The following is a 13,891-nucleotide window of genomic DNA, read 5'->3' on the forward strand; positions in this document are numbered from 1 at the left end:
CGATGGAGGGGCACCCCACCCGCTCGGGTCTTCAACCAGGGCCGTCCGGCTGGGATGATGACCTCGGACCACTCGACGAGGAGTGCGCTGTGACCCTACGACCGGAGATCGCGCAGTCGTGGCGGCGGGCGGAGCTGAGCGGGCTGACGCCGAGCACCCCGACCGACCGGCTCGAGGTTCGCGACGTGGACCTGCGGCAACGGCTGCTGCGTGCGGCCACCCCGGTGCTCGACGAGATGGCACGGCACCTGGCCGACACCGGCCTGTGCGTGATCCTGGCCGACCGCGACTGCCGGATCGTGGCCCGCCGGTTCGGCGCCAGGTCCGTGGAGCGGGTGCTCGACAGCATCAGCGCCGTGCCCGGCTGCCAGTTCACCGAGGAGACCAGCGGCACCAACTCGCTGGCCACGCCCTACGAGGTGCGCAGGGGCGTCGCCGTGCATGGCGAGGAGCACTACCTGGAGGCGCTCAAGCGGTTCACCTGCTACGGCCATCCGATCGTCCACCCGGCCACCAAGCGGCTCGAAGGGGTCCTCGACATCACGGGCCTGGTGGAGGACACCAACCCGCTGCTCGCGCCGTTTCTCGTGCACGCCGTCGCCGACATCGAGCAGCGGCTGCTCGACGGCTCCAACCAGGCACAGCAGCGGCTGCTGGCCGCGTTCCAGGCCGCGCAGCACCGGTCGACGGCCGTGCTCGCCCTCGGCGAGGACGTGGTGCTCGCCAACACCGCCGCCGTCGACCTGGTCGACCCTGCCGACCACGCGCTGCTGCGCGAGGTGAGCCGCACCCGGCGCGGGGTGCGCAGGCTGCGGCTGACTTCCGGCACCGACGTGGAGGTGCGGATGGAGGCCGTCTCGGTCAGCGCCGGGATGCTGTTCGAGCTGGCGCCGCTGCGTCCGGCCTACCCGAGCCCGTCCCGGCGGCGCGCCCCCGGCGGGGTGCTGCCCGCCGAGGCCGAGGAGCGGCTGCGGCGCAGCGCGCAGGCCCGCAGGCGGGTGCTCGTGTCGGGCGAGCCGGGCACCGGGCGCACGACGGCACTCGCGCTGCTCGCGGGTTCCGAGCGGCTGGCGACGGTCGACGCCGCGGAGGTGCCCAGCCTCGGCGAGTCCGCCTGGTGCGCCCGGCTGGAGGAGCTGGCGAGCGAGCAGGCCGGGCTGGTGGCCGTGGAGGGCATCCACCTGCTGCCCCCGGTGCTGGCCGCCCGGGTGGCGCGGCTGCTGGACGGCTCGTCCGCGTGGCTTGCGCTGACCAGCGGACCGGTGGGTGAACTGCACGGCGAGCACGCCGCGCTGGCGGCGCGCGTGCACCGGCGCGTCGAGCTGCCGCCGCTGCGGGAGCGGCGCTCCGACATCCCCGCGCTGGCGAGGACCTTGCTCGCCGGCCTCGGTCACACCGGCTCGCTGCGGCTCACCGCGGGTGCGCTGGAGCTGCTGGCCGCGCAGCCGTGGCCGGGCAACCTGCGCGAGCTGGAGACGGCGCTGCGCGAGACGGCGGACCGGCGCTCGGCGGGTGACATCACGGCCCGCGACCTGGCGCCGAGCTGCCGGGTGAGCACGGCGACGCCCCGGCTGAGCGGCTGGGAGCAGGCCGAGTACGAGGCGATCACCAAGGCGCTCTCGGCCGTCGGCGGCAACAAGGTGCACGCCGCGAGGCAGCTCGGCATCAGCCGGTCCACGCTCTACAACCGGATGCGGGCGCTGCGGATCACCGGATAGGGCGGCGAGTGTCCAGGATTTGCACACTTCACTGACACATAGCGGGCCGACAATGCGTAGTCGAACGTTGCAACGACGCGCGTGAGGAGGCGGCTGTGAAGACGAAGGCGGCGGTCCTGTTCGACTCGGGCAAACCGTTCGAGATCCTCGAGCTGGATCTGGACGGCCCCGGCCCCGGCGAGGTGCTGATCAAGTACACCGCGGCCGGGCTGTGCCACTCGGACCTGCACCTGATCGACGGCGACCTGGTGCCGCGGTTCCCCATCATCGGCGGCCACGAGGGCGCGGGCATCATCGAGGACGTCGGCCCCGGCGTCACCAAGGTCAAGCCCGGGGACCACGTGGTGTGCAGCTTCATCCCCAACTGCGGGACCTGCCGGTACTGCGCGACGGGCCGGTCGAACCTGTGCGACATGGGCGCCACGATCCTGGAAGGCCACATGCCCGACGGCACCTACCGCTTCCACGGGGGCGGCCAGGACTTCGGCGCGATGTGCATGCTCGGCACGTTCGCCGAGCGGGCGACGATCTCCCAGCACTCCGTGGTGAAGGTGGACGACTGGCTGCCGCTGGAGACGGCGGTGCTGGTGGGCTGCGGTGTGCCGACCGGATGGGCCACCGCCAACTACTCGGGCGGCGTGCGCGCCGGCGACACCACGGTGGTCTACGGCATCGGTGGCATCGGCATCAACGCCGTGCAGGGTGCCGCGCACGCGGGCGCAAAGAACGTCGTGGTCGTGGACCCGGTGGAGTTCAAGCGGGAGAGCGCGCTCAAGCTCGGCGCCACCCACGCGTTCGCCTCGGCGGACGAGGCCGCGGAGAAGGTCGCCGAGCTGACCTGGGGGCAGATGGCCGACCAGGCGCTGATCACGGTGGGCACGGTGGACGAGCAGGTGGTCACCGACGCGTTCAACGTGGTCGGCAAGGGCGGCACCGTGGTGATCACCGGGCTGGCGAACCCGGAGAAGCTCACCGTGCACGTCTCCGGCGGCGTGCTGACGCTGTTCGAGAAGACGATCAAGGGAACGCTGTTCGGCTCGGCCAACCCGCAGTACGACATCGTCAAGCTCCTGCGCCTCTACGACGCGGGCAAGCTCAAGCTCGACGAGCTGGTGACCACGAAGTACACGCTGGAGCAGGTCAACGAGGGTTACCAGGACCTGCGCGACGGCAAGAACGTGCGCGGTGTGATCGTGCACGCCGAATAGGAGCGGGCCGGTGGCCGTCCCGTGATCGGTGCCCGGGACGGCCACCGGCTGTCACTGCCCGGGCACCCACGCGCCGATGACCGGCTTGAACTCCCGGACGGTGCGTTCGGCGATCGCGCCTTCCAGGTGATACGGGTCCGCGTCGATGATCTTCTGCAGCTCGTCGCGGTTCTCCGCCCGGTAGACGGCCATGCCGCCGATGTCGTTCTCCAGCGGCCCCGCCACGGCCACCGTGCCCTCCTCCGCGAGCTTCTGCAGGAACTCGCGGTGCCGGGCGCGCACCGCGCCGAACTTGTCCTGCACGTACCGGATCTCCACGACGAACCAGGCCATGGGCGCCACCGTATCGGTTCGCTCACCCCGGCGCGGAAAGCCTGGGGGAACGCGGGCCCGACCCGATAGGCTGGCGACCGCGCGTGAGTCCGGGGCGAGGGGGCTCGAAGGACGCCGTCGAGGATGGGGCAGGTATCGCGATGCAGGGCAGCGCCGAGCCCGTGCGCAGGCCGGGCGCCGCGCAGAACGTGGAGAGCAGTGTCGAGCAGACACTCGGCCACCTGCGCACGCTGGACGCACCCGTGCAGCGGGTCCAGCCCTCGGGCCCGCTGACGCTGGAGGATCTCTACCGCCAGCACCGGATGCGGCTGGTGCGGCTGGCGATCCTGCTCGTCGACGAGCCGGCCACAGCCGAGGACGTCGTACAGGAGGCGTTCACCGGCCTGCACCGCAACTGGGGCAGGCTGCGCGACGCGGCCGCCGCGGTGGGCTACCTGCGCACCGCCGTGGTCAACGGCTCACGCAGCGTGCTGCGCCGCCGCAAGACCGCCCGCGAGTACGTGCCGCCACACGCCGTCAACGCCCGCTCCGCCGAGAGCCTGGCGATGCTGTCCTCGGAGCACCAGGCGGTCGTCAACGCGCTGGGCAAGCTGCCGCCCCGGCAACGCGAGGTGCTGGTGCTGCGCTACTACGGAGGGCTGTCGGAGGCCGAGATCTCCGAGGCCGCCGGTATCTCCAAAGGCACCGTCAAGTCGACAGCGAGCCGGGCACTGGAGGCCCTGCAGCGCGCGATGAACGACGGTAGAAACTGAGTAACGAACCACTCTCGAAACCCTGTTAGTTGCCAACATTCTGGTCTGGACCAATATGATGTGGTCGTGAACGGCGCCAACGACTTCGTGCTCACGGGTGGCCGCCTGGCCTGCCCGGAAGGTGTGCTGGACCGCGGCTGGCTCGCGGTCTCCGGCGGGCTGATCACCGGCGTGGGCACGGGCGACCCGCCCGAGGGCCGCGAGGTCGACCTCGGCGGCGCGCTCGTGGTGCCCGGCTTCGTCGACCTGCACTGCCACGGTGGCGGCGGTGCGTCCTTCTCGACGACGGACCCGGCCGACGCGGCCAGGGCGGTCGCCGCCCACCGCAGGCACGGCACCACGACCATGCTGGCCAGCCTCGTGTCCGACCCGCTCGGCGTGCTCGGCGACCAGCTGGCGGCCCTGTCCGAACTGGTCGCCGACGGCGAGCTGGCCGGAGTGCACCTCGAGGGGCCGTTCATCGCCGAGGCGCGCTGCGGCGCGCACGACCCCGCCGCGCTGCGCGAGCCGGACACCAGCGCGGTGGACACGCTGCTCGACGCGGGCCGCGGCACCGTGCGCATGGTGACGCTGGCGCCCGAGCTCACCGGCGGCGTCAAGGCCGTGCGCCAGCTCACCGAGCAGGGGGTGGTCGCCGCCATCGGGCACACCGACGGTGTCGAGGAGCAGATCCGCCCCGCCGTGGACGCCGGCGCCACCGTGGCGACCCACCTGTTCAACGGGATGCGGCCGCTGCACCACCGCGAACCCGGCCCGGTCGGCGTGCTCCTCGACGACGAGCGCGTCACGGTGGAGCTGATCTGCGACCTGGTCCACGTGCACCCGACGGTGGTGCGGCTCGCCGCACGGCACGCGGGATCGCGCACGGTACTGGTCACCGACGCCATGTCGGCCACCGACGCCGCCGACGGCACGTACACGCTGGGCAGGCTGGAGGTGGACGTCAGCGGTGGCGTGGCCACGCTGGCCGGCCGTGGCACGCTCGCGGGGAGCACGCTGACCATGGACGCCGCCTTCCGCAACCTCGTGGTGGGCGCGGGGCTCAGCGTGGCCGAGGCGGTGCGGGCGACGTCGACCCGGCCGGCGGAGCTGCTCGGCATCGACGACCGGACCGGCGCGCTCCGCCCCGGCCTCCAGGCCGACCTGGTTCTTCTCAGTGATGATCTTCGCCCAACCGGGGTATTGCGCCGCGGCGAGTGGGTGACGTTGCGCAACCACTAGACTCTCCTGGGTGGCGGAGTACCGCGTCGATGAGCTCGCCCGCGCTGCGGGCACGACCGTCGGAAACGTGAGGGTGTACCAGGACCGCGACCTCCTGCCCTCACCGATGCGCCGGGGCCGTGTCGCCATCTACTCCGAGGCGCACCTGGCGCGGCTGCGGCTGATCCTCAGCCTGCTGAAACGCGGCTACACGTTCGCGCAGATCCGCGAGATGATCACCACCTGGGAGACCGGCCGCGACCTCGGCGACCTGCTCGGCCTGGAACAGGTGCTCACGCAGCCGTGGTCGGACGAGACGCCGCAGCGGATGTCCCTGGCCAAGCTCGTGGCCGAGTTCGGCAGGCACGCGACACCGGACACGTTCAAGCGCGCCGTGAACCTCGGGGTGTTCGCGCGCGACGGAGCCCACGTGATCATCCGCAGCCCGCGCCTGCTGCACACCACGCGGGAGCTGCTGGCCGCCGGGGTCCCGATGGCGGCGGTGCTCGACCTGGCCGAGGCGGTGCAGCGCCAGACCGACGAGCTGGCGGCCCTGTTCCTGCGGATGGTGGACGACCACCTGCTGCCGGGGCGGGACACCGGCTGGACCCCGGGCGCCGACGAGGTGCCCGAGCTCACCGAGCAGGCCACGCGGTTGCGCCCGCTGGCGCAGGCCGCGGTGTCGGCGTTTCTGGCGCGGTCGATGAGCAGGGCACTCAACGACTGGATCGCCGATCGCTTCGGTCCGCTGCTGTCCCACGACTACCCTGAGCGGCGATGAGTGACGACCCGGAGCGCCTGCTGGCCGAGGCTCTACGGGCACAGGCGCGCAACGCGCCCCCGCGGCAGCAGGCCACACCGCGCCCGGAGCCGCTGCCGGTGGTGGAGACGCCCGGCGGCTACGGCCTGCTCTCCGGAGCGGGCGAGGGCTCGCTGGAACGCGAGCGCGCGGCCCTCGACGCGCAGGCCCCGCCCGCACCCGCACCACCACCGCCGCGCACCTCGGCCGGGACGGCGGCACAGGCGGCGCAGCACACGCAGGCAGGCCCCCTTCGCCTGCGCTGGGTCCTGCTGCTCGCGCTGCTGCTCGGCCTCGCGGCGGGGTCCGTCGCGGGCGTGCTGACCCTGCTCTGAGCCCGGCAGGCGGCCCCAGCCAGGTGAGGCGGCACAGCGCAACCCTGTACCTTGTGCAGGGTGATCCTCGCGCAGACACCAGCCCAGATGTCGATCATGCCGGAGTGGCTCGACCCCGAGCATCTGCTCTCCGGCCTCGGGCCCACCGTCGTCGCGGTGCTGTGCCTGATCCTGTTCGCCGAGAGCAGCATCTTCCCGGTGCTGCCCGGCGACTCGCTGCTGTTCACGGCGGGCCTGTTCATCGCGAACGGCAGCCTCGACGTGCCGCTGTGGCTGGTCTGCACGCTCGCCACGGCCGCGGCGATCATCGGCAACATCGTCGGTTACGCGATCGGCTGGAAGGCCGGGCCGAAGCTGTTCAACCGTCCCGACTCCCGGTTCTTCAAGCAGGAGTACGTGCACAAGACGCACGACTTCCTGGAGAAGCACGGGCCCAAGGCGGTCGTGCTCGCCCGGTTCGTGCCATTCGTGCGGACGTTCATCACCTGGCTCGCCGGCATCGGCCGCATGGACCCGAAGAAGTACTTCACCTACACGATCCTCGGCGGCATCCTGTGGGCCGCCGGCCTGATCGTGCTGGGCTCGCTGCTCGGCAACATCGGCTTCATCCGGGACAACGTCGACGCGATCTTCGTGCTCATCGTGCTGGTGTCGGTGGTGCCGATCGCGATCGAGTACCTCAAGGGCCGCAAGGCCAAGCGCACCGAGGCCGAGGGCGCCGGTGAGGTCACCGAGGTCATCGCCAAGGTCGAGTCCGAAGGCTAGCGGCGCGGCTCACTCCAGGGAGAACATCGACCCGGGGTTGAACAGGTTGCCCGGGTCGAGCGCCCGCTTGAGCTGCCGGTGGACGTGCAGCCCGACCGGGCCGAGCTCGCGCTCCAGCCAGTCCTGCTTGAACTTGCCGACGCCGTGCTCGCCGGTCACCGTGCCGCCGAGGGAAAGGCCCAGCTCGAGGATCGCGTCGAACGCCCTGCGCGCGCGTTCGAACTCCCCCTCGGCGTCCGCGTCGTAGATGACGGTGGGGTGCATGTTGCCGTCGCCGGCGTGGCCGCAGACGGCGATGCGCAGGCCCACGTCCTCGCTGATCCGCTCGCAGCCCTCGATGAGGTCGGCGATGCGGGTGCGAGGCACGCACACGTCGTCGGTCATGCTGGCGCCGAGCGCCTCGATGCCGTAGTGCACCGAGCGGCGTGCCTGCATCAGCAGGTTGCCCTCGGCGACGTCGTCGGTGGCATGGGTCATCTCGGCCCCGGTGTCGCGGCAGATCTGCTCGATGGCGGCCAGCTCGCGCCTGGCGAGCTCGCCACCCGCGTCCGACTGGCACAGCAGTAGCGCGCCGGAGCCGGAACCCGCTCCGAGTTCGGTGTTGAGGTGCTTTTCCACCGCGTCGATCGTGGTGGCGTCCATGATCTCCATCAGCGAGGGCACCAGGCCCTCCCGCACGATGCGGCTGACCGCGGCACCGGCGTCTCGCGTTGAGGAGAACGCGGCGGCGAGGGTGCCGGGCGCCTGCGGCAGCGGCCGCAGTGCCAGCGTGGCCTCGGTGATGACGCCGAGGGTGCCCTCGCTGCCCACGAACAGCTTCGTGAGGTCGTAGCCCGCGACGCCCTTGACGGTGCGCCTTCCGGTGCGCAGCAGCGAGCCGTCGGCGAGCACGACCTCGAGCCCGAGCACGGAGTCGCTGGTGACGCCGTACTTGACGCAGCACAGCCCGCCCGCGTTGGTGGCGAGGTTGCCGCCGAGGGTGCACCAGTCGTAGCTCGACGGATCCGGGGGATAGAACAGGCCGTGCTTGGCGACGGCCTCGCGGAGGTCGAGGTTCACCACGCCGGGCTGCACGACGGCCAGCCGGTTCTCGGGGTCGATCTCGACGATGTCGGCGAGCTTCGTGGTGACCAGCACGACGCAGCCCTCGAGGGCGTTGGCACCGCCGCAGATGCCGCTTCCGGCTCCGCGCGGCACGATCGGCACGCCTGCCGCCGCGCACGCGCGCACCGTGGCCTGCACGCCGGCGACATCGCGGGGCAGTACGACGGCGAGCGGTTGTCCCGCGGGCGCGAGCGGCATCTGGTCGCGGGTGTAGGCGGCGGTGACGTCGGCGTCGGTGAGCACGGCCTCGGCGCCGAGCTCGGTGCGGAGCGTGGTCAGCAGAGCACGGGTCATGGGCCCACGCTAGCGCGCCCCGCCGTACACACTTGCGTGTGACAACTAACGTGGCTTCGCCCACAGCGGACTTGTTCAGCTTGCGCAAACAACCTTCCGCGAGACATCCTTGCTCAAGGCAACTAGTTGTACAGCGCAAATAAGACATCCGTGAGGAAAAGCCCGCCATGTCATCTGTGATCGAGCCCGCCGCGCCTGCCCGCGAGCCGACTGAGGCCGAACTGGCCACAGCCGACGAGCTGGGCAGGCAGATGGTCCGGTTCCTGCGGCTCGGCGCGCGCATGAAGGCACAGGTCGCCAAGCAGGGCCCGGACGGCATCGAACGGGCCGCCTACGCGATCCTGTTCTGCCTCGTGCAGGAGGGCCCGCAGCGCACGAGCAGGCTGGCCGACACGCTGCACTCGGACATCTCCACGATCAGCAGGCAGAGCAGCCTGCTGGTGCAGCACGGACTTGTCGAGCGGCAGGCCGATCCCGAGGACGGGCGAGCGTGCCTGCTGGCTCCGACCGACGAGGGCAGGCGGGTGTTCGAGGAGAACCGGCGGCTGCGCAGTCACTGGCTGGCGCGGCTGCTCGCGGAGTGGCCGGAGGAGGACCGCGCCACGCTCAACGCGCTGTTCGACCGCCTCAACACGGAGATCGAGAACTTCGACCCACGGCTCGCCGGGCTTCCGGTGGGCAGCACGACCAAGGGGGACCACGCATGACGTCCGCTGTGGACAAACCGCCCGCGCAGGGCGCCGATGCGGAGCACGGACCGAATCTGACGCACCGGCAGATCGTCGTCATCCTCATCGGACTGATGACGGGCATGTTCCTCGCCGCACTGGACCAGACCATCGTGGCGACGGCGATCCGCACGATCGCCGACGACCTCAAAGGGCTGAGCCTGCAGGCGTGGATCACCACCGCCTACCTGATCACGGCGACCATCGCGACGCCGATCTACGGCAAGCTGTCCGACATCTACGGCCGCAAGCCGTTCTACCTGGCGGCGATCACCATCTTCGTGGCCGGCTCGGTCGCCTCGACGTTCGCGCAGTCGATGTACCAGCTGCCGGCGTTCCGGGCTGTGCAGGGCCTCGGCGCGGGTGGCCTGATGTCGCTGGCGCTGACGATCCTCGGTGACATCGTGCCGCCCCGGCAGCGCGCCCGTTACCAGGGCTTCTTCCTCGCCGTGTTCGGCATCTCCACCGTGCTGGGCCCCGTGCTGGGCGGCTTCTTCGCCGGCCTGGACTCGCTGGCGGGCATCGAGGGCTGGCGCTGGGTGTTCCTGGTGAACGTCCCGCTCGGCGCGATCGCGCTGACCGTCGTGGCCAAGGTGCTCAACGTCCCGCACGAGCGGCAGGACCACCGCATCGACTGGTGGGGCGGTCTCGCGCTCGCGATCTGTCTGGTCCCGCTGCTGCTGATCGCCGAGCAGGGCCGCGAGTGGGGCTGGGACTCCACGCGGGCCTTCGTCTGCTACGGGATCGGCGCGTTCGGGCTCCTGCTGTTCCTGTTCGTCGAGCGCCTGATGAAGGACGAGGCGCTGATCCCGCTGCGGCTGTTCCGCAACTCGACGTTCAGCGTCGCGATCGCGGGTGGCGTGATCGTCGGTGTCGCGATGTTCGGTGCCATCACGCTGATCCCGCAGTACCTGCAGATCGTGCAGGGCTACTCCCCGACGGAGTCGGGTCTGCTGATGCTGCCGCTGATGCTGGGCATCATGTCCGGCTCGGTGTTCTCCGGTCAGCTGACCTCGCGCACCGGCCGGTACAAGATCTTCCCGGTGGTCGGCACCCTGCTGATGACCGCGGGCATGCTGCTGTTCGCGCAGGTGAACTGGGACAGCCCGGTGTGGCAGCCGATGGTCTACATGCTCGTCATCGGACTCGGCCTCGGAAACTGCATGCAGACGCTGATCATCGCCGTGCAGAACGCGGGCCCGCGCCGCGACATGGGTGTGTCCACGGCGTCGGCGACGTTCTTCCGGCAGATCGGCGGAACGCTGGGCGTGGCGGTGTTCCTGTCGATCCTGTTCAGCACCCTGACCGACAACATCGCCGACGCGTTCCGCGCCGAGGGTGTCTCGCCCGCGGCGATGCGGCAGGCGGGCAACGTCCTGACCGACTCGTCGTTCCTCCAGCAACTGCCGATCGACCAGGCGCGGCCGTTCCTCGTCGGCTTCACCGACTCGGTCAACCTGGTGTTCTACATCGCCGCAGGCGTCGCCGCCCTGGCCTTCCTCGTGCTGCTGTTCATGAAGGAGATCCCGCTGGCCGACGGTGCGCCCAAGGCCGCGCCGATGGAGGGCGCCGAGGCGCTGCTGGACGAGGAGAACGCGGAGCACACCGAGCGGGAGGACCTGCTCGCCGACGCCGACGAGGCGTTCGAGCGCGAGCCGGAGCTGGTGGGCGCCGGCAAGCACGCGGCACCCGAGCAGAACGGGCACGCCCAGCTGCAGACGGCGGCGGCGCCGATCACCGCGTCGTCAGGTCTCGGCAGGCCCGTGGAGACGGCGGGGCTGCCGGTGACGGGGCACGTGCGCAGGCAGGACGGCTCCGCGGTGCCGGGTGCGGCGCTGACGCTGATCGACCAGCGCGGCAGGCAGGTGGCCCGCGGCACGGGGCAGGCCGACGGTGCGTACTCGGTCGGCGCCCCCGGCAGCGGCACCTACGTGCTGATCGTGTCGGCCAACGGCTACCAGCCGCAGGCCTCCAGCGTCGTCGTGGGTGACGCGCCGACGCGGCTCGACCTGACACTGACCGGCTCCGGCGAGGTCACCGGTGTGGTCAGGGCGGCGGGCTCGGGCGTGCCGCTGGCGAACGTCACGGTGACGATGGCGGATTCCCGGGGCGAGGTGACCGGCGCGTGCATCACCGGCGCGGACGGCGCGTACGCGTTCAGCGGGGTCGGCTCCGGCACCTACACCCTCGTGGCCAGCGGGCAGCGGCTGCGGCCGTCGGCGACCACGCTGAACGTGCCGGACAGCGGCGAGCTGCGGCACGACGTCGAGCTGGCCGGTGCGGCGTCGCTGACGGGCACCGCCCGCACGGACGGCGACCGCGTGGTGCCCGACGCCAGGATCACGGTGCTCGACGCCGACGGCAACGTGGCGGCGGTGGCGACCACCGACGAGTCGGGCCGGTACGTGCTGAGCGATCTGCCCGAAGGCGACTACACGGTGGTGGCCAGCGGGTATCCGCCCGCGACGAGCACGGTGTCGCTGTCGGGCGGCGAGTCGGAGCACGACGTGCGGCTCGGCTACGACCAGGCCATCGACGAGTTGACGGGGCGCGAGTACTGATGGCGGGTCTGTCGGGGCTCGTCCGCTCGGCCGACGGCTGGGCGGTGGGGCACGCGGTGCTGACGGTGACCGACCTGACCGGCAGGCAGGCCGCGCGGGTGGCAGCGGACGCCAGGGGGGCGGTGGCCACCGAGCCGCTGTCCCCCGGCGTCTACACCGCGGTGGTGACGGCCGCGGGCTTCGTGCCGGTGGCGCGGACCGCCCACGTGGCAGGCGACGGCGGTGGCTCGCTCGGTGAGGTGACGCTGGCGCCGGAGGAGGGCGCGGTGGAGCTGCCGCCGGAGGGGCCGTGGGTGATCGACCCGGTGCACTCGTCGGTGGTGGTGACGGCGCGGCACCTGGGGATCGCGAGCGTCAAGGCCCGGTTTCCGGAGCTGGCCGGGCGCATCGAGGTGCGCAGGCCCGCGGAGCGGTCGTCGGTGCGCGCGGAGATCGACGCGGCGTCGATCGACACGGGCATCAAGATGCGCGACGACCACCTGCGCTCACCGGAGTTCCTCGACGTACAGGCGTATCCGTCGATCGAGTTCGTGAGCACGGGCCTGCGGCAGCGGGGTGCCGACACGTGGGTGCTTGCCGGGCAGCTGACGTTGCACGGCCAGCGCCGCGACGTCGAGCTGGACCTGCGCTACGGCGGCTACGGGCCAGATCCGTGGGGCGGGCAGCGGGTGGCCTTCCACGCCGAGACCCAGTTGCGGCGCGACGACTTCGCGATCAACTACAACGCGATGGTGCGGGCCGGGGTCGCGGCCGTGGGCACGACGGTGAAGGTCGAGCTCGACATCGAAGCGGTGCGCGGGGACCGGCTGCCCGAGTGGTAGGCCGGTACCGTACGCAGCGCGTTCGACCCGGAAACGCAGCGTGAACGTCCGGGGCCGATATGAAGCCGACATCGTCGGCCGTTAGGACCACGCCCGGATCGCCACGTACGCTGCCGGACGTGGATGTTGTGCACGCAGAAGCCACGGGTGTCGGCCTCGGCTGGCTCTCGACGGCGGGCCCGCTGCTCGTGTGGGTCATCGTGCTCAGCTTCGTGTTCGTCGAGTGCGCGCTGATCATCGGCCTCTTCCTGCCCGGCGACTCGTTGCTGTTCGCCGCCGGAGTGGTGCTCGCGCAGCACGGCGCCGAGGGCCACGCGTGGGGTCTTTCGATCGCGGCGCTGCTGATCGCGGTCGTCGGCAACCAGGCCGGCTACTACATCGGGCGGCACACGGGAACCCGGTTCATCGCCAGACGCGGTGGCAAGGTGCTGAACAAGCAGAACCTGGAGAAGGCGCGCGCGTTTCTGAACCGCAGGGGATTCCTGGCGATCGTCGCGGCGCGCTGGATCCCGTGGGTGCGCACGCTGGCGCCGCTGATCGCGGGCGCGGCGCGGATGGACTCGCGCCGGTTCATGCTGGCCACGGCGGCGGGCGCGGTGCTGTGGGTGCCGACACTGGTGCTGCTCGGCTTCTACGGTGCCGGGCTGCTCGACGTGCTGCCGTGGCTGAAGACGGCCCTCGTGTGGGCGAGCGTGGCGTTCTTCGTCGTGGGCACCGTGTACGGGTTCGTCCGCTACCGGCAGGAGATGCGCAAGCCGGTGGAGGACGACGCCGAGGCCGCCCGGGCCTGACGCGCCGGCCGCCCGCTCATTCGGGATCGGCCCAGACCTCGAGCTGGATACCGTCGGGGTCGCGGAACACCACGACCTCGGAGCCCGGCGCCGTCCGGGACGGGGTCGCGGGCGTGTAGGTGACGCCGTAGTCGGCGAGCCTGCGCTCCCACTCGCTGAGCTCGGCGCGGGAGCCGACCTTGAACGCGACGTGGTCGAGCCCGGTGTGCCGCTCGTCGAAGCCGGGCCGCTCGGCGCGGGCGTGCTGGACGAGCATCACGGCGAACCCGTCGCCGGGTGCGCGGAGCACCACCTTGCGGAGACCGGTCTCGTCGTCCTCGCGGCGGGTGACCTCCTCGAAGTCGAGCACCCGCACGTACCAGGGCACACTGCGATCCACGTCGGTCACCGTGAGGGCCAGGTGGTGGACGCACGTCAGCTTCGACATGCTTCGTGGCCGTCCCTTCCAACCCCCAGGTGTGCTGGTCCGGCGGTGCGGACTC

14 protein-coding genes are annotated in these 13,891 nt (G+C 71.5%); 11 read left to right on the forward strand and 3 right to left on the reverse strand.

Translation table 11 applies throughout. The features are described 5' to 3' along the window. Positions 1-89 precede the first annotated feature (89 nt). Both BAY60_RS04495 and BAY60_RS04500 read left to right on the forward strand, forming a co-directional pair. Positions 90-1,718: a sigma-54-dependent Fis family transcriptional regulator gene (locus BAY60_RS04495; protein WP_245992319.1), complete on the forward strand. Its 1,629-nt coding sequence runs from the start codon at positions 90-92 to the stop codon at positions 1,716-1,718. Between the two features lie 95 nt (positions 1,719-1,813). Next, positions 1,814-2,926, forward strand: coding sequence for an NDMA-dependent alcohol dehydrogenase (locus BAY60_RS04500; protein ID WP_112279529.1), 1,113 nt, complete (start codon positions 1,814-1,816; stop codon positions 2,924-2,926). A 51-nt stretch (positions 2,927-2,977) separates the two neighbouring features. Here BAY60_RS04500 and BAY60_RS04505 read toward each other — a convergent pair whose 3' ends face one another. Further along, entirely contained in the window at positions 2,978-3,259 is a 282-nt protein-coding gene (locus BAY60_RS04505; protein WP_112279530.1) for a YciI family protein, read from the reverse strand. A gap of 140 nt (positions 3,260-3,399) precedes the next feature. Here BAY60_RS04505 and BAY60_RS04510 point away from each other — a divergent pair, with 140 nt between their 5' ends. The 5 genes from BAY60_RS04510 (at position 3,400) to BAY60_RS04530 (ending at position 7,110) form a co-directional block, all read left to right on the forward strand. Next, entirely contained in the window at positions 3,400-4,011 is a 612-nt protein-coding gene (locus BAY60_RS04510) for an RNA polymerase sigma factor (protein WP_112279531.1), read from the forward strand. Between the two features lie 87 nt (positions 4,012-4,098). Next, a complete protein-coding gene (nagA, locus tag BAY60_RS04515) occupies positions 4,099-5,232 on the forward strand; it encodes an N-acetylglucosamine-6-phosphate deacetylase (RefSeq protein WP_112280711.1) in 1,134 nt (377 codons plus the stop codon). Between the two features lie 10 nt (positions 5,233-5,242). Next, positions 5,243-5,992: a MerR family transcriptional regulator gene (locus BAY60_RS04520; RefSeq protein WP_112279532.1), complete on the forward strand. Its 750-nt coding sequence runs from the start codon at positions 5,243-5,245 to the stop codon at positions 5,990-5,992. Then, the gene (locus BAY60_RS04525; protein ID WP_112279533.1) at positions 5,989-6,345 is read left to right on the forward strand and encodes a hypothetical protein; all 357 of its coding nucleotides are present in this window, start codon (positions 5,989-5,991) and stop codon (positions 6,343-6,345) included. The genes BAY60_RS04520 and BAY60_RS04525 overlap by 4 nt, the downstream gene beginning before the upstream one ends. Positions 6,346-6,405: 60 nt before the next feature. Then, positions 6,406-7,110 carry a DedA family protein gene (locus tag BAY60_RS04530; protein ID WP_112279534.1) on the forward strand — a complete coding sequence of 235 codons (705 nt, stop codon included), beginning with the start codon at positions 6,406-6,408 and terminating at the stop codon, positions 7,108-7,110. A gap of 9 nt (positions 7,111-7,119) precedes the next feature. On the opposite strand, the gene BAY60_RS04535 is transcribed toward BAY60_RS04530, so the two are convergent. Then, positions 7,120-8,508 (reverse strand): FAD-binding oxidoreductase, encoded by a 1,389-nt coding sequence (locus BAY60_RS04535; RefSeq protein WP_112279535.1) that lies wholly within the window; start codon positions 8,506-8,508, stop codon positions 7,120-7,122. A 167-nt stretch (positions 8,509-8,675) separates the two neighbouring features. Between BAY60_RS04535 and BAY60_RS04540 the strand changes: the two genes are divergently transcribed. The 4 genes from BAY60_RS04540 to BAY60_RS04555 all read left to right on the forward strand — a co-directional run bounded on the left by BAY60_RS04540 (position 8,676) and on the right by BAY60_RS04555 (position 13,409). Next, positions 8,676-9,215, forward strand: coding sequence for a MarR family winged helix-turn-helix transcriptional regulator (locus BAY60_RS04540; protein WP_112279536.1), 540 nt, complete (start codon positions 8,676-8,678; stop codon positions 9,213-9,215). Next, complete coding sequence (locus BAY60_RS04545) at positions 9,212-11,797, forward strand: MFS transporter (RefSeq protein WP_112279537.1); 2,586 nt, start codon at positions 9,212-9,214, stop codon at positions 11,795-11,797. The genes BAY60_RS04540 and BAY60_RS04545 overlap by 4 nt, the downstream gene beginning before the upstream one ends. Next, complete coding sequence (locus BAY60_RS04550; protein WP_112279538.1) at positions 11,797-12,618, forward strand: YceI family protein; 822 nt, start codon at positions 11,797-11,799, stop codon at positions 12,616-12,618. Before BAY60_RS04545 ends, BAY60_RS04550 begins: the two co-directional genes overlap by 1 nt. A gap of 119 nt (positions 12,619-12,737) precedes the next feature. Further along, the gene (locus BAY60_RS04555; RefSeq protein ID WP_211330182.1) at positions 12,738-13,409 is read left to right on the forward strand and encodes a DedA family protein; all 672 of its coding nucleotides are present in this window, start codon (positions 12,738-12,740) and stop codon (positions 13,407-13,409) included. A 16-nt stretch (positions 13,410-13,425) separates the two neighbouring features. Here BAY60_RS04555 and BAY60_RS04560 read toward each other — a convergent pair whose 3' ends face one another. Then, the gene (locus tag BAY60_RS04560; protein ID WP_112279540.1) at positions 13,426-13,836 is read right to left on the reverse strand and encodes a VOC family protein; all 411 of its coding nucleotides are present in this window, start codon (positions 13,834-13,836) and stop codon (positions 13,426-13,428) included. Positions 13,837-13,891: the final 55 nt, after the last annotated feature.

This window comes from Prauserella muralis, from assembly GCF_003202285.1.
GTDB classification, from domain to species: domain Bacteria; phylum Actinomycetota; class Actinomycetes; order Mycobacteriales; family Pseudonocardiaceae; genus Prauserella_B; species Prauserella_B muralis.

Bases quoted from the DNA above. Each gene is read 5' to 3' on its own strand.
- BAY60_RS04545 (WP_112279537.1), top strand. From the start codon at position 9,212: ATGACGTCCGCTGTGGACAAACCGCCCGCGCAGGGCGCCGATGCGGAG.
- BAY60_RS04510 (WP_112279531.1), top strand. From the start codon at position 3,400: ATGCAGGGCAGCGCCGAGCCCGTGCGCAGGCCGGGCGCCGCGCAGAAC.
- BAY60_RS04540 (WP_112279536.1), top strand. From the start codon at position 8,676: ATGTCATCTGTGATCGAGCCCGCCGCGCCTGCCCGCGAGCCGACTGAG.
- BAY60_RS04535 (WP_112279535.1), bottom strand. From the start codon at position 8,508: ATGACCCGTGCTCTGCTGACCACGCTCCGCACCGAGCTCGGCGCCGAG.
- BAY60_RS04505 (WP_112279530.1), bottom strand. From the start codon at position 3,259: ATGGCCTGGTTCGTCGTGGAGATCCGGTACGTGCAGGACAAGTTCGGC.
- BAY60_RS04550 (WP_112279538.1), top strand. From the start codon at position 11,797: ATGGCGGGTCTGTCGGGGCTCGTCCGCTCGGCCGACGGCTGGGCGGTG.
- BAY60_RS04525 (WP_112279533.1), top strand. From the start codon at position 5,989: ATGAGTGACGACCCGGAGCGCCTGCTGGCCGAGGCTCTACGGGCACAG.
- BAY60_RS04560 (WP_112279540.1), bottom strand. From the start codon at position 13,836: ATGTCGAAGCTGACGTGCGTCCACCACCTGGCCCTCACGGTGACCGAC.